Consider the following 25728-nt stretch of genomic DNA (forward strand, 5'->3'; position numbering starts at 1 on the left):
GCAGTCTACGGGGCCGACCTGACGCGACCCCACGGCAGCGTGAAGGCACACGGGGAATCAGGCGCGGTCCAGGTCACCCAGCACCGCCGCGCCGTAGGCCGTGAACGCCGGGTCCTCGCCCGGCGGGTGCGTCAGGCCCGCCCGCGCGTCGCGCAGCAGCTTGCCCAGTGGCAACGCGTCCGTGAGGGCTCCGCCTCCAGCGGTGCGGACGGCGCGGTCTGTGGCATCCACGGCGGCGTTCGTGGCGACCGCCTTGGCCGCGCCGATCAGCGGAATGGCCGCCGCGTCCGGGGCCAAGTCCCACGCGGCGGTGGCGTGCAGCAGCAGCGTGCGCGCGGCGAGCAGGTCGGCCGCGATGCGCCCCACGTTTTCCTGCACGCGCGGCAGCGTGGCGATGGGCGCACCCAGCGCGGTCGGCACACGCTCGCGGGCGTAGGTGCTCAGGGCGTCCAGGGCGGCCTCGCCCACGCCCAGGTAGGTTGCGGCCACCGCCGTCCAGAACCACGCGCTGCCCGCCGGGTGCGCGCCGGAGGGCGGCGCCTGGAGCGCGGCGGGCGCGCGGGTGAAGACCACGTCGTGACTGCCGCTGCCGCGCAGCGAGAGCGCGTCTCGCCACGTCGGCTCGATGCACACGCCCTCGCCGTGCAGGTCGATCCAGTACCGGCCCACCCGGCCGTCGGGCGTGGCCGCACTCACCAGCGCCCAGCGCAGTGCGCGCGCGCCGGTGCTCCACGTCTTGCGGCCGGTGACCAGCCACTGCGCGCTCTCGAAGCCCGTGCCGTCCGGCACCGCCACCGTGCGCGGCAGGCCCCCGCGCGACGGACTGCCGAGTTCCGGCTCGCTCGCCAGGGCGTTCAGCAGTTCGCCGCGCCCGCCGGCCGCCGCCACCGCGTCCAGCAGGGCCGGGGGCAGGCTGCGGCCCTGGAACGCCGATCCCGTGACGTGCCCGTGCATGGCGAGCACCAGCGCGAGGCTCGCGTCAGCGCGGCCCAGGTCCAGCTGCGCCAGGGCGAACTGCGTCAGCGTCGCGCCCAGTCCGCCCGCGTCGGCGGGCAGCGTCAGCCGGGTATACCCGCTCGCAGACAGCGCGTGCGCGGCTTCCGGGGTGACGTCCTGCGCGGCCTCGCAGGCCGGCGCGTGCTCGCGGATCGCGGCGGCCGTGCGCTCGACCACCTCGGCCTGCTCGGGCGTGAATTCGGGAGCGGACGGCGTGGCGGTCACCCCCGCAGCGTAGCGCCGCTCACGCGGGACGGACGGCCCGCCGTGCGGGTGCCGTGACGCCCAGCGCCAGCACCCCGGCCGCGACCGCGAGCACCGCCGCCGCGAGGAAGGCCGGGCCGTAGGTCCCCGCCGCGTCGCGCACCTCGCCCCCCAGCCACGACGCGAGCGCCGCGCCGACCTGATGCGCGCAGAAGATCCAGCCGTAGACCGTGCCCACGTTTGCCCGCCCGAAGGTGTCGGCGGTCAGGGCGGTGGTGGGCGGCACGGTGGCGATGTAGTCCAGACCGAACAGCACCGCGAACGCGGTCAGGGCCAGGCCCGGCGGCACCAGCGGCAGGATCGCCAGGCTCACGCCCCGGAACACGTAGTACAGCGCGAGCAGAAAGCGCGGATCGACCCGGTCTGTGAAGTACCCGCTGGCGAGCGTGCCCATGAAGTTGAACGCGCCCATCAGCGCGAGCATGCCGGCCGCGAAGCCCGCCGTGAGGCCCAGGTCGCCGCAGTACGCGATGAAGTGCGTGCCGATGATGCCGTTGCTCGTGAAGCCGCACACGAAGAAGGTGGTGGAGAGCAGCCAGAAGTCGCGGCTGCGGAGCGCCCGGCGCATCACGCCGGGGTCGGGGGTGGGCGCCGGGAGCGGCGCCGCGTTCCGGTCGCCGTCGGGTTGCAGGCTCAGGTGTTCGGGCCGGTCGCGCAGCAGGCCCCACACGACCGGCGCGAGCAGCAGCGCCACCCCCGCGATCACCAGCGTGGCGCCGCTCCAGCCCAGCCGGCCGGCCCAGCCCGTCAGCAGCGGAATGAACAGCAGTTGCCCGGCGCTGGTGGCCGCGCCGAACATCCCGACCACCAGACCGCGTTTGCGCACGAACCAGCGGGTGGCGACGGTCGCGCCCAGCACGCTGCCGACCAGCCCGGTGCCCAGGCCGCTCAGCACGCCCCACGTCAGGTGCAGCGCCAGCGCGGAGTGCGCGAGCGTGCTCAGGCCGAAACTCAGGGCGACCAGCAGCAGGCCGGCGGTCGCCACGCGCCGGGGGCCGAACACGTCCATCAGCCGGCCGGACAGCGGCGCGGCCAGCCCGAACACCAGCAGGCCCAGGCTGGCCGACAGGGACAGCGTGGCGCGGCTCAGGCCCAGCGCGTGCTCCATGGGCAGCAGGAACACGCCGGGCGCGCTGCGTGCCCCGGCGGCGATCAGCAGCGCCAGCACCGTGATGCCGACGATCACCCAGCCGTAGTACGGGCGCACGGCGGCGCGGCTCACGCGCGCTCCAGCAGCGTGGCGGGCACGGCGGGCGCGGCGCAGCTGCCGCGCACGATCAGGCGCGCGGGGAAGACCTCGTGCGTCGCGGGCGGGGGCGGCCCGCCGTCCAGCAGGGCCAGCAGCTGCCGGGCGGTGGCGGTTGCCATCACCTCGGCCGGCTGCTCCATCACCGTGATGGGTGGATCGACCAGGGCGGTCCACGGGTAGTTGTCGAAAGTGATCAGGCTGAGGTCGTGCGGGATGTGCAGGCCGCGTTCGCGGATCGCGCGGTACGCGCCGACCGCCTGCGTGCCGGTCAGGGCGATCAGGGCGCTGGGTGGGCGCGGCAGCGATAGCAGTTCGTGCGTCAGGGCGTACGCCGAATCCTCCGTGAGCAGCGTGACGCGCTGGTACTCACCGGGCACCGTCAGGCCGAGGTCGTTCATGGCCTCGGGAAAGGTGCGGCTGCGTTCCTCCGGGTGGATCACGGGGTGGTACGTGCCCAGCGCGGCGATGTCGCGGTGCCCGAGGTCGTGCAGGTACTTCACCGCCTGACGCATCGCGCCGCGGTTGTCGAGCATCACGCTGGGATATGGCGAGTGCGGGTGGACATAGTCGTATTCGACGATCGCCACGCCACGTGCCGCGAGCCGCGAGAGGTAATCGCGGCTGTGCGGGCCGTAGCCAGGGCGCAGCATCACGCCGGCGACCCGCTGGCCGTACAGACGGCGCAGTTCCTCGAGTTCGCGCTGGGCCGAGTACTCGTTCTCGGAGATGATCACGGTGTACCCGGCGCCAGCCAGCACGTGCGCGGCGGTGCGCGCGAACTGGGCGAAGAACGGTTCCAGGATCGAGCCGAGGATCAAGCCGATGGTGCTGCTCTGGCCGCCGCGCAGGCTGCCGGCGCGCAGGTCCGGCTCGTAGTGCAGCTGGGCGATGGCCTGCTGCACGCGGGCCAGGGTGTCGGCGGTGAGTTTGTCGGGTTCACGCAGGGCACGTTTGGCGGTGGTGGGAGACACGCCCGCCAGTCGCGCGACGTCCTGGATGGTGGGCATGCGTCAGTGTAGGTCATGGCGGCGCGGGGTCGTGGTGAAAATGGTCACGAGCCCACTGTACTCGGTGCAGGATTTGCCCTGGCCCACTAGACACGGCAGGACAAGTATGGTTCACTAATGGCCACGAGACCATTCAACTGAAGCGACCGGTGGAGCGGCCACCGGAGCCGCGACTGGGGCACCTGCGCTCCAGAAGCGAACGAACCGCGCCGTTCTCACGCCGCCCTTCCCAGCGGCCACCGGAGGAACACCATGAAGCGTGCCCTGCTCCTGAGCCTCGCCCTGACCGCCACCGCGTCCGTCTCCAGCAGCCTCGCAGCCAGCACCATCACCATCGCCACCGTGAACAACCCGGACATGGTGACCATGCAGAAGCTCACGCCCGAGTTCAACAAGAAGTACCCGGACATCACGGTGAAGTGGGTCACGCTGCCCGAGAACGAGCTGCGCCAGAAGATCACCCTGGACGTGGCGTCGGGCGCCGGGAGCTTCGACGTCGCCACCGTCGGTGCCTACGAGGTGCCGATCTGGGCCAAGAACGGCTGGCTCGATCCGCTGACCCCCATGTTCGCCAAGAACGCCGACATTGCCAAGTCCTACAACGTCAATGACATCCTGGCCGGCGTGCGCGGCGCGCTGACGGTGAACGGGAACCTGTACGCGGTGCCCTTCTACGCCGAGAGCAGCATGACCTTCTACAACAAGGACCTGTTCAAGGCCGCCGGCCTGACCATGCCCACCCAGCCCACGTGGACGCAGGTGCAGCAGTTCGCCGCCAAGATCCACAACCCGTCCAAGGGCGTGTACGGCATCTGCCTGCGCGGCCTGCCCGGCTGGGGCGAGAACATGGCCGTGTTCGGCACGGTCGTCAACACCTTCGGCGGCCGCTGGTTCGATCAGAACTGGCAAGCGCAGCTGAACACCCCCGCGTGGAAGAACGCCATGACCTTCTACGTGGACACCATCAAGAAGTACGGCCCTCCCGGCGCAACCGGCAACGGCTTTACCGAGAACCTCACCCTGATGAGCCAGGGCAAGTGCGGCATGTGGGTGGACGCCACCGTCGCCGCCGGCTTCCTGAGCGATCCCTCCAGCAGCAAGATCACGAAGTCGGTCGGCTTCGCCAACGCCCCGGTCGGCCCCGGCACCGCCCGCGGCAACCACTGGTACTGGAGCTGGAACCTCGCCATTCCCAAGAGCACCAAGCAGGAAGACGCGGCGTTCAAGTTCATCACCTGGGCCACCAGCCAGGAGTACATCGCGCTGGTCGCCAAGGAGAAGGGCACGTGGGCCTCGGTGCCCCCCGGCACCCGCACCAGCACGTACAACAACGCCAACTACAAGGCGGCCGCCGGCGCGTTCAGCTCGCTGGTGCTCGGCTCGATCAACTCCGCCGACGTGAACAAGGCCACCAAGGACCCGGTGCCCTACACCGGCGTGCAGTACGTCGCCATCCCCGAGTTCCAGGCGCTTGGCACCCAGGTCGGCCAGTACCTCGCCGGGGCCATCAGCGGCCAGACCACCGTGGACCAGGCGCTCAAGCAGGCCCAGGACGCCGCCCAGAAGACCGCCAAGGACGGCGGTTACCAGAAGTAAAGCGCGCGCTTTGACCGGGCGGGACGAGGGAGGCGGCCTGCTCCCCGCCCGCCCGGCTCCGTTCGTCCCCGCCGCTCCGTTCCCGCTTCCACAGGAGGTGACATATGACCGCAGTTCTCCCCACCACCGTGTCCGGCACCGCCCCGGCGCCCAAACGTGGCCTGCGCCTGACGCCCGCCGCGCTGATCTGGCCCGCCATGATCTACCTGATCGCCACCACCCAGGTGCCGTTCTTCATGACGGTGTACTACTCGTTCTTCCGCTACAACCTCGTCATTCCGGGTGCCCGGCCGTTCATCGGGCTGGAGAACTACCGCAACCTGCTCACCGATCCGCAGAACCTGCACATCCTGTGGAACACCATCGTGCTGGCGGGCGGCACCCTGATCCTGACCCTGATCATCGGCGGGGCGCTGGCCATGCTGCTCAACCGCGACTTCCCCGGCCGGACCCTGTTGCGCACCCTGCTGATCAGCTCCTTCCTGGTGATGCCGATCGTCACGGCGGTCGTGTGGAAGAACATGCTGATGAACCCGGTGTTCGGTTTCTTCTCGTGGGTGGTCACGCAGTTCGGCGGGCAGCCCGTGGACTGGCTCGCGCAGTACCCGATGGCCAGCGTGATCGCCATGATCACGTGGGAATGGACGCCCTTTGCCATGCTGATCCTGCTCACCGGCCTCCAGAGCCTGCCGGACGACCAGCTCGAGGCCGCGCGTCTCGACGGCGCCAGCCCCATTCAGGAATTCCAGCACATCGTGCTGCCCCACTGGATGCAGGCGATCCAGGTGGTCGTGCTGATGGAGACCATCGCTCTGTTGCAGGTGTACGGGGAGATCTACGGCTCGACGTCGGGCGGTCCCGGCATCGCCACCACGAACCTGCCGTACTTCATCTACCAGAAGGCCTTCGCGGAGTACAACATCGGTCTGGCGAGCGCCGCCGGCGTGCTGACCGTGATCCTCACGAACGTGCTCGCGGTGTACCTGCTGCGCCTGATCAGCCGCACCCGCAGCAGCCAGGGGGGCTGACATGACCGTTGTACCGACCCGCACCGGCACCGTGTCCGACCGCTACCGCGTCCGCAACGCCGTGCTGACCGTCATCACCTACGTCATCGCCCTCGCGTTCCTGTTCCCGCTGGTATGGATGATCCTGGCCGCCTTCAAGACCGAGGCGCAGGCCTTCCAGGTGCCGCCCGTGTTCGCCTTCACGCCCACCCTGGAGAACTTCCAGAACGCCCTGCCCACGTACTTCCACGCGCTGCGCAACTCGCTGGTCGCGGCCATCGGCAGCACGCTGTTCGCGTTCATCCTGGGGCTGCCGGCGGCCTTTGCCCTGGCCGTGTATCCCACCCAGCGCGCGCAGGGCGTGCTGACGTGGATGCTGAGCACCAAGTTCATGCCGGCGGTCGGCGTGATCGTGCCGCTGTTCCTGCTGTTCCGCAACCTGCACCTGCTGGACACGCTGCCGGGCCTGATCCTGATGTACACCACCATGAACCTGCCGCTGGTCGTGTGGATGATGCACTCGTACATGACCGAGATCCCCTACGCCATCTACGAGGCCGCCAAGGTGGACGGCGCCAGCGTGGCGCAGGAGTTCTTCGGGATCGCGCTGCCGCTGTCGATGCCGGGCGTGGCCGCGACCGCGCTGCTGTGCCTGATCTTCGCGTGGAACGAGGTGTTCTTCGCGCTGAACCTCACGAACTCCGAGGCGGCGCCCCTGAGCGTGTTCATCGGGCAGTTCAAGACCAGCGAGGGCCTGTTCTGGGCCAAGATGAGCGCCGCGGCCACCCTGACGGTGCTGCCGGTGCTGATCTTCGGCTGGGTCGCACAGCGCCAGCTCGTGCGCGGCCTGAGCTTCGGCGCGGTGAAATAGGCCACGGCCCGGTACACCGCCGGGCCGGCCCAACTCGCTTCCTGCACGGCCCTTCGCCCTCTCGCCCGTTCCCGCGCCTCCGTGTCCGGAACATCCCTGGAGTGCCCACCATGGTCAAACTCAACTCGGCGGCCCTGGCTGACCTGGCCCCCCGCGTGGAGGTGCCGCACTACGACCCGCAGACCCTCCGCACCGGCATCGTCCACTTCGGCGTCGGTGGGTTCCACCGCTCGCACGAGGCCATGTACCTCGACCGGCTGCTCGGCGCCGGACAGGGCAGCGAGTGGGGCATCTGCGGCGTGGGCGTGCTGCCCGGCGACGTCCGCATGCGCGACGCCCTGCGCGGTCAGGACCACCTCTATACCCTCCTCACCAAGTCGCCGGACGGTCACGCCGAGGCCCGCGTGATCGGCGCCATCCACGACTTCCTGTACGCTCCGGACGACCCCGAGGCCGTGCTGGACCGGCTCGCGCACCCCGACACGCGCATCGTGTCGCTGACGGTCACGGAGGGCGGCTACAGCCTGAACAACGCGACCGGCGAGTTCGATCCCAGCGGCGACGTGCTGCGCGACCTGGAGCCCGGCGTCACGCCCAGCAGCGTGTTCGGCTTCCTCACCGAGGGCCTGCGCCGCCGGCGCGAACGTGGCGTGCCGCCCTTCACGGTGATGTCCTGCGACAACATCCAGGGCAACGGCCACGTCACGCAGCGGGTGCTGACCGCCTTCGCGCGGGCCAAAGACCCGGAACTCGGCGAGTGGATCGATCAGGCCGTCTGCTTCCCGAACTCGATGGTCGACCGCATCACGCCCGTCACCAGCGACGCCGTGCGGCGTGAACTCGCGGACGAGTACGGCGTGGAGGACGCGTGGCCGGTCATGGCGGAGTCCTTCACGCAGTGGGTGCTCGAGGACCACTTTACCGCCGGGCGCCCCGCGCTGGAGACCGTGGGCGTGCAGGTCGTGGACGACGTCGAGCCCTACGAGCTGATGAAACTCCGGCTGCTGAACGCCTCACATCAGGCGATGGCGTACCTGGGGCTGCTCGCGGGCTACGCCTACGCACACGAGACGTGCCAGGACCCGGTGTTCGTGGACTTCCTGCTGGACTACATGGAGCACGAGGCCACGCCCACCCTGCGGCCGGTGCCCGGGATCGACCTGGGCGCGTACCGCCACCAGCTGATCGAGCGCTTCGCCAGCACCGCCATCCAGGACACCCTGGCCCGCCTGATCGTGGACGGCTCGGAACGCATTCCCAAATTCCTGCTGCCCGTGGTGCGTGAGCAGCTCGCGCGGGGCGGCCCGGTCGAGCACGCCGCGCTGGTGGTTGCGTCGTGGAGCGCGTACATCGCTCTCCCCGGCCGGCCCGAGCTGGTCGATCCGCGCGCGGCCGAGCTGACGGACCTCGCGCAGCGCGACCAGCACGAGCCCGGCGCGTTCCTGGACTATCCGGAGATCTTCGGTGAGCTGGCCCGCGACGAGCGCTTCCGCGCGGCCTACCTCGCCGCGCGAGCCACCCTGCAGGCCAACGGGCCGCACGGCGCGATGCAGGCCCTGCGCGGCGTGCCCACCTCCTGACCCCCGCTGTTCACCCCCCACAAAGGACGTGTCATGACCACCGCACCCGATCCCCGTCCCATCCTAGACCTGTTCCGCATAGGCGGCCGTCACGCGGTCGTGACCGGCGCCGCGCAGGGCATCGGTTTCGAGATCGCCAAGGGCCTGGCGCAGGCCGGCGCCCGCGTCACCATCGCTGACCTGAACCCGGATGTCGGGGAGGCGGCCGCGGCGTCCATCGGCGGCACCTTCGAGGTGCTCGATGTTACGGACGTCGCCGCCGTCGCGGCGCTGGCCGCCCGGCTCCCGGACGTGGAGATCCTGGTGAATAACGCCGGCATCGTCCGCAACACGCCCGCCGAGGACACGCCGGACGACGACTGGCGGGCCGTGATGACCGTGAACGTGGACGGCGTGTTCTGGTGCTGCCGCGAGTTCGGCCGCGCCATGCTCGCGCGGGGCCGGGGCAGCATCGTGTCCACGGCGTCCATGTCCGGCATGATCAGCAACCACCCGCAGCCCCAGGCGGCATACAACGCGAGCAAGGCCGCCGTGATCCACCTGACGCGCTCGCTGGCCGGCGAGTGGGCGTCCCGTGGCGTGCGCGTGAACTGCGTGTCGCCCGGCTACACCGCCACCCCGATGACCAAGCGCGGCCTGGACACCCCGGAGTGGCGCGCCACGTGGCTGGGCGAGACCCCCATGGGCCGCCTCGCGGAACCCTTCGAGATCGCGCCCGCGGTGCTGTACCTTGCCAGCGACGCCGCCAGCTTTGTGACCGGACACTCGCTGGTCGTGGACGGCGGCTACGTGTGCTGGTGAAGACCACCGGCAGGAGAGAGGACACCCCATGACCCACCAGACCTCCAGAACCTCCGTCCTGACCGGCCACCGCACGCTGGGCTGGGAAACGCGCGACGTCGGCCAGCCCGGCCCGCACGAGGTGCGCGTGAGGGTGCGGCGCATCGGCGTGTGCGGCAGCGACGTGCACTACTACACCCACGGCCGTATCGGCAAATTCGTGGTCGAGGGCCCGCTGGTGCTGGGCCACGAGGTGAGCGGCGTGGTGGACGCGGTGGGCGAGCACGTCCAGCGCGTGAAGCCCGGCGACCGCGTGGCGCTGGAGCCCGGCGTGCCGTGCCGGCGCTGCACGTACTGCAAGACCGGCGCGTACAACCTGTGCCCGGACATGACCTTCATGGCGACGCCCCCGGTGGACGGCGCCCTGAGCGAGTACGTGCTGTGGCCCGACGATTTCGTGTTCCCGGTACCGGACACCGTGTCGGATGACGCTGCCGCGCTGCTCGAACCCCTCGCGGTGGGCGTCTGGGCAGCGCGCAAGGGCGACGTGCGTCCCGGCCACTCGGTCGCGGTGCTGGGCGCGGGGCCGATCGGCTGCACGACGGTGATGGCCGCGAAGGCTGCCGGAGCGACCACCATCATCGCCGTTGATCTGGAGGACTTCCGCCTGGATCTGGCGCGGCAGGTGGGCGCGACCCACACCTTCAATGCCCGCAGCGGCGACGCCCTGGCGTTCATCCGCGAACTGTGCGCCCGGCGCGACGGCCTGCCCCTGTCGCACGGCGGGGTGGACGTCGCCTTTGAGACCGCCGGCAGCCTGCCCACCACACGCCTGACCATGGCCGCACCTAAACCTGGCGGCGTGGCCGTGCTGGTGGGCCTGCCGCCGGACCCGGAGGTCAGCCTGGACATCGTGGGCGCGGCGAGCCGCGAGGTCACGTTGCGCGGCGTGTTCCGCTACGCGAACTGCTACCCAGCCGCCGTGGAACTCGTCGCGGGCGGCTCGGTGACCCTCGACGCGCTGGTCACGCACCGCTACGCCTTCGACCACACGCCCGAGGCCTTCGAGTTCGCGGACCGCGAGAAGAAGACCAGCATGAAGGTCATGATTGATGTCAGCTGACGGCCGGAGGGGAGCGCCACCGTCACGCCGTCCGGTCGCCGGCGGCGACTTGTCCAACCCTCCCACGCCCCACACCCGGTGGTCCGCGTGGACGTGATCAGCGCCGGCATCGTGATCGCGGACTGCGTGGCGCGGCCGGTCACGCGCGCTCCGCAGCCCGGGCAGCTCGAACTCGTGGAGGAGATCGGGCTGCACGCGGGCGGCTCGGCCGTGAACACCGGCGCGGCCCTCGCCCGCCTGGGCCTGGACGTTGCGCTGGTCGGGCGCGTGGGCCGCGACGGCTTCGGAGAGTACCTGGACGGCGCGGCGCGCAGCCTGAGCCTCGACACGCGCTTCCTGGCCCGCTCGGACGCCGCGACCTCGGCCACGCTGGTGCACGTGGACGCCCGGGGTGAGCGCTCCTTCCTGCACGCGGTCGGCGCGAACGCCGCCCTGAGCGCGGCCGACGTTCCCGTGAACGCCCTGGCCGCCGAGGGCGCGCGCGCCCTGCACGTCGCCGGGTACTTCGTCCTGCCGGGCCTGGAACCGGACGTGCCGGCCCTGTTCCGGCAGGCGAGCGGCCTGGGTCTGCTGACCTCCCTCGACACCGTGTGGGACGCCACGGGCCACTGGGAGCGCGTACGGGCCGCCCTTCCTTTCACCGACGTCTTCTGTCCCGGCCTCGGCGAGGGCCAGCGGATCACCGGCCGTGACGCCCCGGCGGACGTGCTGAACGCCCTGCTGGAGCTGGGCGTGCGGCGCGTGGCCGCCGTGAAGATGGGCGAGGACGGCGCGCTCCTGGGTCAGCCCGACGGCACCCGCCTGCACGTTGCGGCGGCGAGCGTGGTCGCGGTGGACGGCACCGGGGCCGGGGACGCCTTCATCGGCGGGCTGCTCGCCGGCCTGCTCGCCGGAGACGACCTCGCGCGCGCCGGGCAGCTCGGCTGCGCCGCCGGGGCCCTGTGCGTGGGAGTGGTGGGCGCGACCGCCGGCCTGCGCGACCACGCCGCCACCCGCGCCCTGGCCGACACGCTGACCGTCACCCCCACCCAAGGAGTCCCCACATGACCGTCGAACGTGTCCTGCCCACCGACCGCGCCGCGCTGATCATCCCCATGGATCATGGCCTCACCATGGGCAACCTCACCGGCCTGCACGACCCGGCCGCCCTGCTGGAGCGCCTGATCCACGCGGGCGTGGACGGCACGCTGCTGTCGCCGGGCCTCGCCGCCCGGCTCGGCGGTCGCTGTCGCGCCGGGCACATGAGCGTCACCCTGACCCTCGACTACCAGCTGTGGGGCGACCGGCCCGGCACGCTGGAGCACATCAGCGACGTCTTCGCAGTGTGCAGCGTCGCGCGGGCGCGGGCGCTCGGCGCCGACGCCGTGAAACTGCTGATGCCCTACGGGCTGGGCCGCCGGGTCACGCGCGAGGTGCTCACGCTGGCCGCGCAGGTGGCCGACGACGCCCGCACCCACGCCCTGCCGCTGATGCTCGAACCCCTGTGGATGGGCGAGCCCCTCGCGCCGGAGGAGCACGATGACGTGATCGTGCACGGCGCACGCGTCGCGGTGGAACTCGGCGCGGACATCCTCAAGATTCCGGCAATCGGCGAGGCGGCGCTCACGCAGGTGCTCGCGTGGGGCGTGCCCACCGTGTTCCTGGGCGGCGTGAAACAGGATGACCCGGCCGCCCTGTACGGCCGGATCCGCCGCGGCATCGAACTCGGCGCACGCGGCGTGGTCGTCGGCCGCAACGTGTGGCAGAGTGCGGACATGGACGTGAGCATCGCGGCGTTGCGGGACGCGTTGGCGCACGTCACGCCTTCATAGCCGGGGATGTGGCGGATGATCAGCGACAGGCCTCATCCTGTTGCTGATCGCTGTTGTGGTTGTGAGGGTGTGACGCGGGCGGCAGCAACCACAGGAACAGCCCGGCCGAAGCCGGGCTGGATGGTGAGCGCCTGGTTGGCGGCTCAGTTCGTCCCGATGGTCTGACCTGCGGCGCTGGCCCTGCTCTTCCACAGGTTGAATTCGGTGGTCTCGGTGGAGAGGGTGGCGGTGCTGTACAGAGGCGTGTTGTTGTAGCACAGCGCCGCCGTGCAGTTGGCGAACCACGTGTTATTCAGGAAGGTCGTGCCGTCGCTGTTGTAGCGCATCCACGTGACCTGGTTGTCGTGGACGGTGTTGTTCGCCCACACGCCGCCCGAGATGGAACCCTGCTGGTCCCAGACGTACAGGCCGACGTTCTGCGCAGCGATTTTGCGCCCGTCCGGCAGCAGCCCACTGGAGACGTAGCGGTTGTTGTAGACGTTGTGGTCGTGGCCCCCTGCGATGCCCGTACCTTCGTTGGTGGTGCTGATGATGGTGTTGTTGTAGACGTCCACCCACCCGCCGGTCAGGCTCAGGGTGCTGCTGCCGTCACCCAGCAGGATGCCGCCGCCTGCGTAGCCACTGGTGTTCGCCGGGTCGGGAGCGTAGGCGCCCCAGATCAGGTTGTCGTGGATCTTGATACGGCTCGACGGCGTGCCGGTCGTTTCGTACATATTGATGTTCTCTTCCAGCGCGCTCTTGTACGGTTCGTTGATCACCTGGTTCCACGCGATCTCGGCATTGGCCACGTTGCGCACGCTGTTGAACTGCACGAACTGCACCCGGTAGAAGTCATTCTGGTACCCGCCGGCTCCGTTGCTGAAGCGGCCGTCGATGTTCTTGGCGCTGTTGCGCAGGATCTTGATGGTCTGGCCGGCGCCCGTGTTCCCGACGAAGCTGCGGACGTAGATGCCGCCGGTGCCCTCGAAGTAGTTGTTGGTGACGTTGAGGTTGATCGTGGATTCGGAGCTGATGAAGCGGCCGACGTTCCGGCCATTGACGTTGGGATTGACGCCGTAGCCCTTGGTGTTGCGCACGGTCAGATCCATGCTGAAGCCCTGGATGAGATGTCCGGGCCCTTTGAGGTTGGCACCGTCAATGACGACGGGCTCGCTGGTCCGGACAGTGATCGCCGGGACGTTGGGGTCGGTGCTCTGGTAGTTCCCGGTGTACGTCCCGCCCTTCGTGATCACCAGCGGGGCGCCGTACGTGATGGTGGTGCTCGGCGCGGGGCTGGGTGCGGGAGCGGGCGCCGTAGAGTCGATGTAGCAGGCCTTGGTGACGCCGGGCGCGGGATCGCCGCCAAAGAAGGCATTCGTGCAGGAACCGGAGTTGGTGACGGTCTTGGTGAGCCAGCGGGTGTCGGCGCCGTAGCGCACAGTCTGCGTGCCGCTGACCGTGAAGTTGCCGTACTCGTCGGCGAGTTTGGAGGCGCTCGTCGCGACCACGTAGCAGGCCTTGGTGACGCCGGGCGCGGGATCGCCGCCGAAGAAGGCATTCGTGCAGGAACCGGAGTTGGTGACGGTCTTGGTGAGCCAGCGGGTGTCGGCGCCGTAGCGCACAGTCTGCGTGCCGCTGACCGTGAAGTTGCCGTACTCGTCGGCGATCTTGGTCGTGGAGGAACTCGAGCTGCAGCTCAGGACGCGGGCGTTGGCCCAGTCCGCGTGGTCGTAGGCGTTGCCGTCGCCGGCGTCGGTGACCACCAGCTTCAGTTCGCTCTTGCCGGCGATACCGACGTTCACGGACTTGGTGGCGCTCGAACCGGTCATGGTGCCGGAGTCGTAGATCTTGACGCCGTCGGCCCACACCTGGAAGACCACGCTGCCGATGCTGCCCACTTCATCGTCGACGCCGATATCGCTGGCGAACGTGGAGCACTGTCCGCCCAGGCTGTACGTGACGGTGGAGTTGGAATGCACGCCCAGACCCGTCGAGTAGGTCGCGCCGTTCAGGGTGATGGTTCTCCCGTCGCCGCCATTGCTCTCGCCGCTGCTCGTGTTGAGTTCCACCGGACCCCAACCGCTGGTGGCAGAGGCCCAGCCGACGTTGGAGAGCTGGTTGTCGCCGCTGCTCAGGGCGAGAGCGCCGAGTTTGCCATTCTGGCCGTTGTCCTTGGCGACCCACGGAGCGCCCACGCCGTCGGCCAGCGCAGTCTTACCACCATTCGCGGCGGATGCCTTGGGGGCGCTGGGGGCCTGTGAGCAGGCGGCCAACGCCAGGGGAATCAGGAGGAGGGAGGCGGTACGGAAGCGGGCGGGGGAGCTGTGGGTCATGTAGTGTCCTCGGGTGCGGTCCGATGTGCGGCGTGCAAGGGAGAACAACCGAGACGTCCTGTCCGGTTGAGAAAATCCGCTGCTGTGAGGGGGAGATGGCGGCGCCCGAAGAGAAGTCTTACCGGGCATTCACGTGCCTCGGAATTACGTTAACGAAACCTTATGAAAGCCTCGTGTACGTCTGGCTGTGAGAAATTCAGCGTTCCACGTTCGGATTGCCGTCGGTCAAGACGATTTTCGCCGTGTAGGTCAACGTCAGCAACTCAACATAGATCGGCGCGGCTGAACAGGGCCCTTGAAAACGTTCTCATGTTGCACGGTCTCATATGGAGGCGCCTTTTCGAAAGTGCGTTGTCGTCGGCAAAAAGGATGATGGACCACCTTGATATTGTCTAGACATCAGCCATCAAACAGGATCGTCCAGCCGGCTCGACCTTGGAGGGAGAGCACCGACGTCCGGCGACCTATTTCGCCAAAAAGCATGGCTGGCACGTCGGAAACAGAGATATCTGGGGGAGCGAAGCATGTCCAGCATACGCCTGCCGCACGCCCGCGGCTTCTCATGTCCAGTCAGCCGATCAGATGGGAATCAGGGAGCTGTGATTGGTCTGGAGGCGGCTTGCCCGCCATGCGCGACGCCAAGGTAGACGACCCACTGGACACTGCGTCAGGTGCGTACACGCGAGGAGGACTCGATGGGCCACCCAGATTGGCCCCGTCGAGTCCTCTCAAAGCCGTACCCAGATCAACGGACGATTTCCTATTCGCCTGGTCCAGGGCGAGCGAGCGTCAGTGTTCCAGCCGCTCCCGCTCTGCCAGGAGGTCCTCGATGGCGTCCGCGAGGTGCTCGTCCCCGATGTGATGGTCGCCGCGTTCCACGCGTAGCTGGTGGGCGCGCATCAGGACGTCCGCGGCGCGGTGGCCCTCCGGCGTCTCGAACTTGTAGCACGCGAGTTCCACCTTCATGCCGTTCGGGTCCTGCAGGTAGATGGAATTCATGAAGCCGCGGTCACGCTCGATGAAGTCGATGCCGCGCTCCCGCAGCCGCGCGGGCACCTGCGTGAAGGTGGCGCGCGAGACGTTGAACGCCAGGTGCTCCATGCTGCCGACCTCACGCGGGGCAGGGCGACGGGCGTCCACGCGCTCCTCGTTCGTGAACACGGTCAGCAGCCGGCCGTCGCCGGGATCGAAGTACAGATGGCTCTCGTCGGCCTTGCCGAGGTTGGGCTGCTCAAAGATGAACGGCATGCCGAGCACGCCCTCCCAGAAGTCGAGGGCGCTCTGGCGGGTCGAGCCGACGATCGTGATGTGATGGACACCCTGCACCTGAATCTTTCGCACGCGGACACCTCTGCGCCGATGTTAAACGTTCTGCGCGGATCTCTCCTGCGGTCCGGTCACACCGTCCGGCGGAAGCTGATAGCCCGCTGCCAGCTCCCGGTACGCCTGCACCTGCCCGGCCTGCCACGCCGCGCCCTGCCCGAGTTCCTCCGCCAGGATCGCGGCGACGCGCGGCGCGGCCTCGGCGCTCGCGCGGGCGTTCAGCAGCAGGGCACGCAGCCGGCGGGAGAGCACGTCCTCGACCGTCCGGGCCTGCTCGGCCTGCGCGGCCCAGCGCACCTCCGCCTCGGTGTAGGGCAGCTCCGGGTGCAGGAGGGTGTCGGCGCCCGGCAGGGCCTGCACCCACTCGGCGTCCGTGCCGTAGACCTTCCAGTGGTCCGGCAGGGCCGCGGTGGTCGCGCCGTGCAGGGCCAGGCCCTCGGTCACGCTCAGGCGGGCGGGCAGGCCCGCCAGGGCGGCGGCGCGGTTCACGGTGTCCTCGCCCATGCGGCGGTACGTCGTCCACTTGCCGCCGGTCAGGGTGATCAGGCCGCCGTCCGAGATGCGGATCACGTGGTCGCGCGAGATCGCCTTGGTGTCGGTGCCCTCGGCGGCCTTCACCAGGGGGCGCAGGCCCGCGTACACGCTGCGGACGTCGGCGCGGGTGGGCGCGGGCTCCAGATACTGCGCGGCGGTGCGCAGGATGAACTCGATTTCCTCGTCCAGCGCGCGGGGCTCCGCGCTCACGGAGGGCACGGGGGTGTCGGTGGTGCCGATCACCACGTGGTCGTGCCACGGCACGGCGAACAGCACGCGGCCGTCGTCGGTGCGCGGCACCATGACCGCGCTGTCGCCCGGCAGGAAGGCGCGGTCGACCACCACGTGCACGCCCTGGCTGGGCGACAGCATGGGCTTGGCCGCCGGGTCGTCCATGCGGCGCACGTCGTCCACGAACACGCCGGTGGCGTTCACGACCACCTTCGCGCGCACGGCGTGCTCCGCGCCGGTCTCGTCGTCGCGGAAGCGGGCACCGACGACCTTCTTGCCCTCCTTGATCAGGCCCACGACGGGCGCGTGGTTCACGGCGACGCCGCCGAAGTTCTCCAGCGTCCTGAGGAGGGTCACGGCGAGCCGCGCGTCGTCGAACTGGCCGTCGAAATACAGGATGCCGCCCTTGAGGTCCTGCGTCCTGAGGGTGGGCGTGCGCTCCAGCGCCTGCCCGCGCGTGACGTAGCGGCTGGGTTTCAGGTTGAGCTTGCCGGCGAGCAGGTCGTAGACCTTCAGGCCGATGCCGTAGAAGGGCGCAGCCCACCACTTGTACGCGGCGATCACGAAGCCCAGGTCGCGCACGAGGTGCGGGGCGTTCTTCTTCAGCAGGCCGCGCTCATGCAGCGCCTCGCGCACCAGCGAGACGTTGCCCTGGGCGAGGTAGCGCACGCCGCCGTGCACGAGCTTGGTCGAGCGGCTGGACGTGCCCTTGGCGTAGTCGTGCGCCTCGAGCAGCAGGGTGGAGTACCCGCGCGTGGCGGCCTCCACGGCGGTGCCCAGCCCCGACGCGCCCCCGCCAATGACGAGGACGTCCCAGACGTCGGGCGTGGTGGCAGCGGTCAGGATCTCGACTCGGGTCATGGCAGTCCTTGAATGGAGAAGTGGGGCGGGCAGATGAACACCCGTTCAAGCCATTTGAACATACGTTCAGAGTATGGTCAACGGTCAGACGCTGAGCGCGCCCTCATGGTCGGGACGGGCCCAGTCACGGCTGCGCTCCACCGCCCGCTTCCACGTGCCCAGCCGCGCCGCGCGCTCGTCCGCGCCCAGTCGCGGCTCGAAGCGCTGATCCACCCGCCACAGCGAGCGCAGTTCCGCGTCGTCCGCCCAGAAGTCCACTGCGCGGCCTGCCAGGAACGCCGCGCCCAGCGCGGTGGTCTCGGTGACCTGTGGGCGCACCACCGGCACGCCCAGGATGTCGGCCTGGAACTGCATCATCGCGTCGTTCACGCTGCCGCCGCCGTCCACGCGCACCTCGCTGACCGCCGTGCCGCTGCGGCGCACGTCCTGCTGCATGGCCTCCAGCAGTTCCGCGCTCTGGAAGGCCACGCTCTCCAGCGCCGCGCGCGCCAGGTGCGCCGCCGTCGTGCCGCGCGTGAGGCCCACCACCGTGCCGCGCGCGTAGGGGTCCCAGTACGGTGCGCCCAGGCCCACGAAGGCCGGCACCAGGACCACGCCGCCAGTGTCCGGCACGCTGGCGGCCAGCGCCTCGACGTCCGCGCTCGACCGGATGATGCCCAGGCCGTCGCGCAGCCACTGCACGACCGCGCCGCCCACGAACACGCCGCCCTCCAGCGCGTAGGTGCGCTGCGCGTCCCGCTGCCACGCCACGGTGGTCAGCAGGCGGTGCTGTGACTCCACCGCCTCCGTGCCGGTGTTCAGCAGCATGAAACAGCCGGTGCCGTAGGTGTTCTTCGCCATGCCCACGTCCACGCACACCTGCCCGAAGGTCGCGGCCTGCTGGTCGCCCGCGATCCCCGCGATGGGCACCTGCGCGCCCAGCAGCCCCGGCGAGGTGGTGCCGTAGACCTCCGAACTGCTTCGCACCTCGGGCAGTATGGCGCGCGGCACGTCTAGGACGGCCAGCAGCTCGTCGTCCCATCCGCCCGTGTGGATGTCGTACAGCAGCGTGCGGCTGGCGTTGCTGGCGTCCGTGACGTGCAGTTGGCCGCCGGTGAGCTGGTAGACCAGCCACGAGTCCACCGTGCCGAAGCACAGCTCGCCGGCCTCGGCCCGCGCCCGCGCGCCCGGCACGTGGTCGAGCAACCAGCGCACCTTCGTGCCGGAGAAGTACGCGTCCAGCACCAGCCCGGTCTTGCGGCGGAACAGTTCGGTGTGCCCGGCGGCGGCCAGCTCGTCGCAGAACGCGGCCGTGCGGCGGTCCTGCCACACGATGGCGTGGTGGATCGGCTGCCCGGTGCGGCGATCCCACACGACCACCGTCTCGCGCTGGTTCGTGATCCCGATGGCCGCGAGATCCGACGCCCGGATGCCCGCGCTGCTCAGGGCCTCCTGCATCACGCCGCTCTGTGTGCTCCAGATCTCCAGCGCGTCGTGCTCCACCCAGCCGGGCTGCGGAAAGATCTGGCGGAACTCCTTTTGCGCCCGTGCCCGCACTTGCCCCTGCCGGTCGAACACGATGGCGCGGCTGCTGGTCGTGCCCTGATCCAGGGCCAGGATGTAGTCGGTCATAAGTTCCTGCTCATGGGCTCATGCTGCTCCTCCTGGAAAAAGTGGTCAACGAGGACGCCCACCGTGCCGCCGACTGGGCGGACGCGGCACGGTGGAGTCCTGCACTCGGTCTAGGGGCTTACTTGACCTTGCCCTCCTTCCAGTGCTGCAGCAGCGTGTTGTACGCCACCGTCTCGCCCTTCTCCTTCTCGTTGGCGAGCTTCGGGTACGGCGCGCCGGGCTGGTCGAACCAGTACTGCGCGGTCTTCTCCGGGTTCAGGATCGGGGCACAGCGTTTCATGCCGGCGCGTTGCAGGCGGGCCAGCACCTTGTCCTGCGCGGCAGCCAGCGAGTCCATGGCCTGCTGCGGCGTGACCTCGCCGGCGGCGGCGGGCGCGATCGACTGCCACCACAGCTGCGCCATTTTCGGGTAGTCCGGGATGTTCGTGCCGGTGGGGGTCCACGACACGCGGGCGGGCGAGCGGTAGAACTCGATCAGGCCGCCGTACTTGTTCGCGTTGTCCGTGAAGTACTTGCTCCGGATATCGCTGTCGCGGATGAAGGTCAGGCCCACGATGCTCTTTTTCAGGCTGACCGTCTTGCTGGTCACGAACTGCGCGTACAGCCACGCCGCCGCCGTGTTCTTGGGCGCCGTGCTCTTGATCAGCGTCCACGAGCCCACGTCCTGGTACCCCAGCTTGGTGCCTTCGCGCCAGTACGAACCGTGCGGGCTGGGGGCCATGCGCCACTTCGGCGTGCCGTCGGCGTTCACGACCGGGAGGCCCTTTTTGACCATGTCGGCGGTGAAAGCCGTATACCAGAAGATCTGCTGGGCGATGTTCCCCTGCGCCGGCACCGGCCCGGACTCGGAGAAGGTCATGCCGCCCGCTTCCGGCGGCGCGTACTTCTTCAGCCACTCGACGTACTTGGTCAGCGCATACACGCTGGCCGGGCCGTTGGTGTCGCCGCCGCGCGTGACGCTGGAGCCCACCGGGTGGCAGTCCTCCACGCGCACGCCCCACTCGTCCACCGGCAGGCCGTTGGGGATGCCCTTATCGCCGTTGCCGGCCATGCTCAGCCACGCGTCGGTGAAGCGCCAGCCCAGCGAGGGATCCTTCTTGCCGTAGTCCATATGCCCGTAGACCTTCTTGCCATCGATGGTCTTCACGTCGTTGGTGAAGAAGTTGGCGATGTCCTCGTACGCGCTCCAGTTGACCGGCACGCCCAGCTCGTAGCCGTACTTGGCCTTGAACTGTGCCTTCAGGTCGGGCCGCGCAAACCAGTCGGCGCGGAACCAGTACAGGTTGGCGAACTGCTGGTCGGGCAACTGGTAGAGCTTCTTGTCGGGCCCGGTGGTAAATGAGATCCCGATGAAATCTTTGAGGTCCAGCGTGGGCGAGGTCACAGCCTTACCGGCCCCCGCCATGTAATCGCTGAGCGGCAGCACGAAGTCGTTGCGCGAGTGCGTGCCGATCAGGTCAGAGTCGTTGATGTACGCGTCGTAGATGGTTTTGCCGGACTGGAACTGCGTCTGGAGCTTCTCGATCACGTCGCCTTCCTGGATCAGGTCATGCTTGACCTTGATCCCGGTGATTTCCGTGAAGGCCTTGGCCAGCACCTCGGACTCGTACTTGTGGGTGGTCAGCGTCTCGGAGGCCACCGTGATGGTCATGCCCCGGTAGGGCTTGGCGGCATCGATAAACCACTGCAGTTCCTTCTGCTGCTGCGCCTTGCTCAGCGTGGACGGCTGGAATTCGGAGTTGATCCACTTGGTCGCGGCGGCCGTGTTCGCGCCGCTCGACTGCCCCTGCGCCGTCACACTGAGGGTCGCGACGACGGCGGTGGCGAGTGCGCCAGTGATCAGCAGACTGTTGCGGACGAAACCTTGCTGGCGTCTGTTCATGGGGCCTCCGGGTAGTGCATTGGGCGGTCTCCGGCATGGTGGCCGGGCGTACAGGTGGACTGTCTCGGGACGAAGCGCGCCGTACCACGGACGGACAGCGTGATCCGTGGGCCATCAGGGGAAGGAGCGTGGTCAGGTCGTACGGTCGGGCCTCAGCCCCAGCGCATCGTCACCCCCAGCCAGATCAGCGAGAGGGTCAGGCCGATCAGTGGAGAGGCGTCGGTCACGCCCCACCATGTGAGGTTGATGGCAAGCAGGCCCAGCATGGCAATGTAGAAGCGGTCGCCCCGGTCGGTCGGTATCGGCAGGAAGCCCTTGCGGGTCACGGGCGGGGAACGCACGTCCATGACCGTGAGCACGGCGATGCACGACACGATAAGGATCACGAAAATGGCGGTGGGCAGTGTCCAGGCCATCCAACTCATAGGCGTCCTCCCAGTGTGCTCATCAGACCCGTCCCAGGGCGAAGCCCTTGGCGATGTAGTTGCGGACGAAGTAGATCACCAGGGCACCGGGCACGATGGTCAGCACCCCGGCGGCGGCCAGCAGGCCCCAGTCCATGCCAGACGCGCTGACGGTGCGGGTCATGACGGCCGCGATGGGCTTGGCGTCCACCGAGGTCAGCGTGCGGGCCAGCAGCAGTTCGATCCAGCTGAACATGAAGCAGAAGAACGCGGTCACGCCGATCCCGCTGCGCACCAGCGGTATGAAGACCCGGAAGAAGAAGCGCCCGAAGGAGTAGCCGTCGATGTACGCGGTCTCGTCGATCTCGCGCGGTACGCCGGACATGAAGCCCTCCAAAATCCACACCGCCAGCGGCACGTTGAACAGCAGGTGCGCCAGCGCCACGCCGATGTGCGTGTCGAACAGTCCCACCGACTGGTACAGCTGGAAGAACGGCAGCAGGAACACGGCCGGCGGGGCCATGCGGTTCGTGAGCAACCAGAAGAACAGGTGCTTGTCGCCCTGGAACGAGTAGCGCGAGAACGCGTACGCGGCGGGCAGCGCGATGGCCAGCGAGATCACCGTGTTCAGCACCACGTAGGTCAGCGAGTTCAGGTAGCCCGTGTACCACGCCGGGTTGGTGAAGATCTCGTGGTAGTGCTCGAAGGTCACGTGCTGCGGCCACAGCGAGAAACCCGCCAGGATCTCGTCGTTCGTCTTGAGGCTCATGGTGAGCATCCAGTAGATCGGCAGCATCAGCAGCACGAAGTACACGGGCAACAGGACGCTGCCGGGCCGGGTGCGGGGCCGTGAGCGGGGAGCGGTGGCCGTGACTGCGCGGGGCTGAGGGATGGCCGCCTTCATGACGGCACCGCCACGACCGGCGTGCTGTCGGGCTCGCCCGTGACCTGCGCGCCGCCGCCCGCGCTGCGCTGGATGATGGTGTACAGCACGAAACTCACGACCTGGATGATCAGGAAGTACACCAGGCTGAACGCCGCCGCCGGCCCCAGGTCGAACTGCCCCACGGCCAGTTTGGTCAGGTAGATCGACAGGAAGGTCGTGGCGTTGCCGGGGCCGCCGCCGGTCAGGACGAAGGGCTCGGTGTAGATCATGAACGAGTCCATGAAGCGCAGCAGCAGCGCGATCATCAGCACCCCGCCGAGTTTGGGCAGCTGGATGTAGCGGAACACCGCCCACGGCCTTGCGCCGTCGATGCGGGCCGCCTGGTAGTAGCCGTCGGGAATGGCGCGCAGACCGGCGTAGCACAGCAGCGCGACCAGCGGCGTCCAGTGCCACACGTCCATCAGGATCACGGTTAGCCACGCGTCCAGGGGCTTCAGGGCGTAGTTGTAGTCGATGCCCAGCGACGCCAGGAGGTGCCCGCCCAGGCCGATGTCGGCGCGGCCGAAGATCTGCCAGATGGTGCCCACCACGTTAAACGGCACCAGCAGCGGCAGCGCGATCAGCACCAGCGACAGCGACGCCTTCCAGCCCTTCGCCGGGAGCGAGAGCGCGATCAGGATGCCCAGCGGGATCTCGATGGCCAGCACCACCGCCGTGTACAGGATCTGCCGCCCGAACGCGCCGTGCAGTTCAGGGTCGCGCAGCACCTCCTTGAACCAGTCCAGGCCCACGAACACCTTCTGGGTGGGGCTGATGATGTCCTGCACCGAGTAGTTGATGACGGTCAGCAGCGGGATAATGGCGCTGAACGCCACGGACAGCACCACGGGTAGCACCAGGAACCAGGCCTTGTTGTTGCGGGTCTTTAGCATGCACGGCTCCGGGAGGCTGGGCTCATAGGGACGGGAAAGGGAGGCATCAGCGCACCAGCCGTGAATCGGCGTAGAGCTTCGTCTGGGTGGGCGGGAAGTGCAGGTAACCGGGGCCGGGCGTGAGCACGGCGTCCTCGGGGAGCTTGGCCTTCAGGGTCTGGCCGCCCAGGGTGGCGGTGGCGATCTTGAAGTTCCCCAGGTCGTCCACGCGCTCGATCACGGCGGGCACGGCGTCCGGGCCGTCCACGTGACCGGCCCCCAGGAACTCCGGGCGGATGCCGAGGGTCAGGCCCCCTGCGCCGCGTGCCCGTTCCAGCGTCGCGGCGTCCAGCGGCACCACGGCGTTCCCGACCTGCACGCCACCGGCACTGGCCGAGCACGGCAGCAGGTTCATGCCGGGCGACCCGATGAAGTACCCGACGAAGGTGTGGGCGGGTTCCTCGAACAGCTCCTGCGGGGTGCCTGCCTGCACGACCTCGCCGGCCTGCATCAGCACGACCTGATCGGCGAAGGTCAGCGCCTCGACCTGATCGTGCGTGACATAGATCAGCGACAGTTTCAGTTCGTGGTGGATCTGCTTGAGCTTGCTGCGCAGTTGCCATTTCAGGTGTGGATCGATCACAGTGAGCGGCTCGTCGAACAGGATCGCGGCCACGTCCTTCCTGACCAGCCCGCGCCCCAGCGAGATCTTCTGCTTCATGTCGGCCGACAGGCCGCTGGCGCGGTGGCGGAGATCCGGGGTGAGTTCCAGCAGCTCTGCGACCTGCGCCACGCGCTTTCTCACCTCGGGTTCCGGCACGCGGCGGTTGCGCAGCGGAAACGCCAGGTTATCGTGCACGGTCATCGTGTCGTAGATGACCGGGAACTGGAACACCTGCGCGATGTTGCGGGCCTCAGTCGGCAGATCCGTGACGTCGCGCCCATCGAACAGCACCCGCCCGTGCGAGGGCCGCAGCAGGCCCGAGATGATGTTCAGCAGTGTTGTCTTCCCGCAGCCCGACGGCCCCAGCAGCGCGTAGGCCCCGCCGTCCTGCCACGTCATGGTCATGGGCCGCAGCGCGTAGTCCTCGGGCTTCTGGGGATCGGGCCGGTATGCGTGGGCCAGTTCGACGAGTTCTATGCGGGCCATCAGGCATTCACCTCCACTAGGGTGCGTGACGGTGCGGCAGCCAGGGCTCCGGCGCTATCGAAGGCGAACATCCGGCGGGGACTGACGTGCAGCGTGACCGCCTGCCCCGGCGTGACCGGATGAATGCCCGGCAGCTGTGCGACCAGATGTGCGCCGTCGCCCGCGCCCAGCCGCGTGTGCAGGTACGTCTCCGAACCCGACAGTTCCGCGATGTTCACCACGGCCCCCATCGGCAGGTCGTCCGGGCCTTCCGGGCGCAGGCCCGCGTGGTTGGCGCGTACGCCCAGCCGGTACGCCCCGTCGAGACCGGCAAGATGCGGCGGCAGCGCAAAGCGCTCGCCCCCGGCCAGTTGCCCCTGCCCACCGCCCAGCGTGGCGTCGAGCAGGTTGATGGGCGGGTCGCTGAACACCTGCCCGACCCGCATGGTCGCGGGGTGGTGGTAGACCTCCAGCGTGTTCCCCGCCTGCAGCAGGCGGCCCTCGCTGAGCACGGCGACCTGCCCGCCCAGCGTGAGCGCCTCGAAGGGCTCGGTCGTCGAGTACACGACGACGGCGCTGCGCCGCGCGAAGATGCCCTGCATCTCGGCACGCAGTTCCTCGCGTAGCTTGTAGTCCAGGTTCACCAGCGGTTCGTCGAACAGCAGCAGGTCGGCGTCCTTGACCAGCGCCCGCGCGATGGCCACGCGCTGCTGCTGTCCGCCCGAGAGTTCCGCCGGAAGGCGCCCCAGCATGGGTTCCAGGTGCATCAGCGCGGCCACGTCGTGAACCCTCGCCCCGATGTCGGCGGCATTCACTCCCGCGATCCGCAGCGGCGAGGCGATGTTCTCGAACACCGTGAAGTTTGGGTAATTCACGAACTGCTGGTACACGAAGGCCACTGACCGTTTCTGGACGTTCACGCCGGTCACGTCCTGCCCGTCCACCAGCACCCGGCCGGCGCTGGGCTGATCGAGCCCGGCCATGATCCGCATCAGCGAGGTCTTGCCCGCCAGGGTCGGCCCGAGCAGAACGTTCAGGCCGGGATGCAGGGTCAGGGTCAGGGGGTACAGGTGCGTCTGGCCCTGGACGACCCTGGAGACGGCGTCGAGGGTCAGGGTCACGTGGGCGTCCTGGAGGGCGTGAACGTGGGCATGCGGAAACTCCTCGGGGGGCCAGGGCAGGGCAGCGCGACGGTGTAGGGCAGGTCACCGCCACAGGAGCATGACGACCAGATGAAATGTGCTGTGAACGGATGATATGGGCTGCGGAACGAATGTTCAAGTGCCGTGCCGCGAACGCTGCACTCCGTCCACCGATAGCTGCTCACCGCTGGTGGACGCCGCCCCCAGAGGCTCCGGCC

At 68.9% G+C, this 25728-nt stretch carries 21 protein-coding genes; 8 read left to right on the plus strand and 13 right to left on the minus strand.

Annotation, left to right across the window (positions count from 1 at the left end):
* Positions 1–57: 57 nt before the first annotated feature.
* From HNQ07_RS06450 to HNQ07_RS06460, 3 genes are read right to left on the minus strand one after another with little or no spacing between them, the layout of a single operon-like run.
* Positions 58–1221, minus strand: a complete 1164-nt coding sequence (locus HNQ07_RS06450; RefSeq protein WP_184110109.1) for an acyl-CoA dehydrogenase family protein — start codon at positions 1219–1221, stop codon at positions 58–60.
* A gap of 19 nt (positions 1222–1240) precedes the next feature.
* Complete coding sequence (locus HNQ07_RS06455; RefSeq protein ID WP_184110110.1) at positions 1241–2482, minus strand: MFS transporter; 1242 nt, start codon at positions 2480–2482, stop codon at positions 1241–1243.
* Entirely contained in the window at positions 2479–3516 is a 1038-nt protein-coding gene (locus HNQ07_RS06460; protein ID WP_184110111.1) for a LacI family DNA-binding transcriptional regulator, read from the minus strand. The genes HNQ07_RS06455 and HNQ07_RS06460 overlap by 4 nt, the downstream gene beginning before the upstream one ends.
* Positions 3517–3768: 252 nt before the next feature.
* Here HNQ07_RS06460 and HNQ07_RS06465 point away from each other — a divergent pair, with 252 nt between their 5' ends.
* From HNQ07_RS06465 to HNQ07_RS06500, 8 genes are all read left to right on the plus strand, one after another.
* Positions 3769–5112 (plus strand): ABC transporter substrate-binding protein, encoded by a 1344-nt coding sequence (locus HNQ07_RS06465; protein WP_184110112.1) that lies wholly within the window; start codon positions 3769–3771, stop codon positions 5110–5112.
* Positions 5113–5216: 104 nt separating this feature from the next.
* Positions 5217–6140, plus strand: coding sequence for a carbohydrate ABC transporter permease (locus HNQ07_RS06470; RefSeq protein WP_184110113.1), 924 nt, complete (start codon positions 5217–5219; stop codon positions 6138–6140).
* A 1-nt stretch (position 6141) separates the two neighbouring features.
* Complete coding sequence (locus tag HNQ07_RS06475) at positions 6142–6990, plus strand: carbohydrate ABC transporter permease (protein ID WP_184110114.1); 849 nt, start codon at positions 6142–6144, stop codon at positions 6988–6990.
* Positions 6991–7100: 110 nt separating this feature from the next.
* On the plus strand, positions 7101–8570 hold the full coding sequence (locus HNQ07_RS06480) for a mannitol dehydrogenase family protein (protein WP_184110115.1): 1470 nt from the start codon (positions 7101–7103) through the stop codon (positions 8568–8570).
* Between the two features lie 33 nt (positions 8571–8603).
* Positions 8604–9371, plus strand: coding sequence for an SDR family NAD(P)-dependent oxidoreductase (locus HNQ07_RS06485; RefSeq protein ID WP_184110116.1), 768 nt, complete (start codon positions 8604–8606; stop codon positions 9369–9371).
* 28 nt (positions 9372–9399) lie between these two features.
* Positions 9400–10473 (plus strand): NAD(P)-dependent alcohol dehydrogenase, encoded by a 1074-nt coding sequence (locus HNQ07_RS06490; RefSeq protein WP_184110117.1) that lies wholly within the window; start codon positions 9400–9402, stop codon positions 10471–10473.
* Positions 10474–10560: 87 nt separating this feature from the next.
* Entirely contained in the window at positions 10561–11520 is a 960-nt protein-coding gene (locus tag HNQ07_RS06495; protein WP_184110118.1) for a carbohydrate kinase family protein, read from the plus strand.
* A complete protein-coding gene (locus tag HNQ07_RS06500; RefSeq protein WP_184110119.1) occupies positions 11517–12284 on the plus strand; it encodes a class I fructose-bisphosphate aldolase in 768 nt (255 codons plus the stop codon). The genes HNQ07_RS06495 and HNQ07_RS06500 overlap by 4 nt, the downstream gene beginning before the upstream one ends.
* A 143-nt stretch (positions 12285–12427) precedes the next feature.
* On the opposite strand, the gene HNQ07_RS23990 is transcribed toward HNQ07_RS06500, so the two are convergent.
* The 10 genes from HNQ07_RS23990 to HNQ07_RS06550 form a co-directional block, all read right to left on the minus strand.
* Entirely contained in the window at positions 12428–14596 is a 2169-nt protein-coding gene (locus HNQ07_RS23990; protein ID WP_184110120.1) for an NPCBM/NEW2 domain-containing protein, read from the minus strand.
* A gap of 789 nt (positions 14597–15385) precedes the next feature.
* Positions 15386–15937, minus strand: coding sequence for a VOC family protein (locus tag HNQ07_RS06510; protein ID WP_184110121.1), 552 nt, complete (start codon positions 15935–15937; stop codon positions 15386–15388).
* A gap of 21 nt (positions 15938–15958) precedes the next feature.
* Complete coding sequence (locus tag HNQ07_RS06515) at positions 15959–17545, minus strand: glycerol-3-phosphate dehydrogenase/oxidase (protein ID WP_184110122.1); 1587 nt, start codon at positions 17543–17545, stop codon at positions 15959–15961.
* 84 nt (positions 17546–17629) lie between these two features.
* Positions 17630–19156, minus strand: a complete 1527-nt coding sequence (glpK, locus tag HNQ07_RS06520; RefSeq protein ID WP_184110123.1) for a glycerol kinase GlpK — start codon at positions 19154–19156, stop codon at positions 17630–17632.
* Positions 19157–19274: 118 nt separating this feature from the next.
* Positions 19275–21038 carry an ABC transporter substrate-binding protein gene (locus tag HNQ07_RS06525; protein ID WP_184110124.1) on the minus strand — a complete coding sequence of 588 codons (1764 nt, stop codon included), beginning with the start codon at positions 21036–21038 and terminating at the stop codon, positions 19275–19277.
* 152 nt (positions 21039–21190) lie between these two features.
* A complete protein-coding gene (locus HNQ07_RS06530) occupies positions 21191–21463 on the minus strand; it encodes a DUF2160 domain-containing protein (RefSeq protein WP_184110125.1) in 273 nt (90 codons plus the stop codon).
* A 22-nt stretch (positions 21464–21485) separates the two neighbouring features.
* Positions 21486–22346 (minus strand): carbohydrate ABC transporter permease, encoded by an 861-nt coding sequence (locus HNQ07_RS06535; protein WP_184110126.1) that lies wholly within the window; start codon positions 22344–22346, stop codon positions 21486–21488.
* Positions 22343–23260: a carbohydrate ABC transporter permease gene (locus tag HNQ07_RS06540; RefSeq protein ID WP_184110127.1), complete on the minus strand. Its 918-nt coding sequence runs from the start codon at positions 23258–23260 to the stop codon at positions 22343–22345. Before HNQ07_RS06540 ends, HNQ07_RS06535 begins: the two co-directional genes overlap by 4 nt.
* A gap of 46 nt (positions 23261–23306) precedes the next feature.
* Positions 23307–24389, minus strand: coding sequence for an ABC transporter ATP-binding protein (locus HNQ07_RS06545; RefSeq protein WP_184110128.1), 1083 nt, complete (start codon positions 24387–24389; stop codon positions 23307–23309).
* Positions 24389–25489, minus strand: a complete 1101-nt coding sequence (locus HNQ07_RS06550) for an ABC transporter ATP-binding protein (RefSeq protein WP_184110129.1) — start codon at positions 25487–25489, stop codon at positions 24389–24391. The genes HNQ07_RS06545 and HNQ07_RS06550 overlap by 1 nt, the downstream gene beginning before the upstream one ends.
* Between the last annotated feature and the right edge of the window lie 239 nt (positions 25490–25728).

The organism is Deinococcus metalli, assembly GCF_014201805.1.
GTDB lineage: Bacteria > Deinococcota > Deinococci > Deinococcales > Deinococcaceae > Deinococcus > Deinococcus metalli.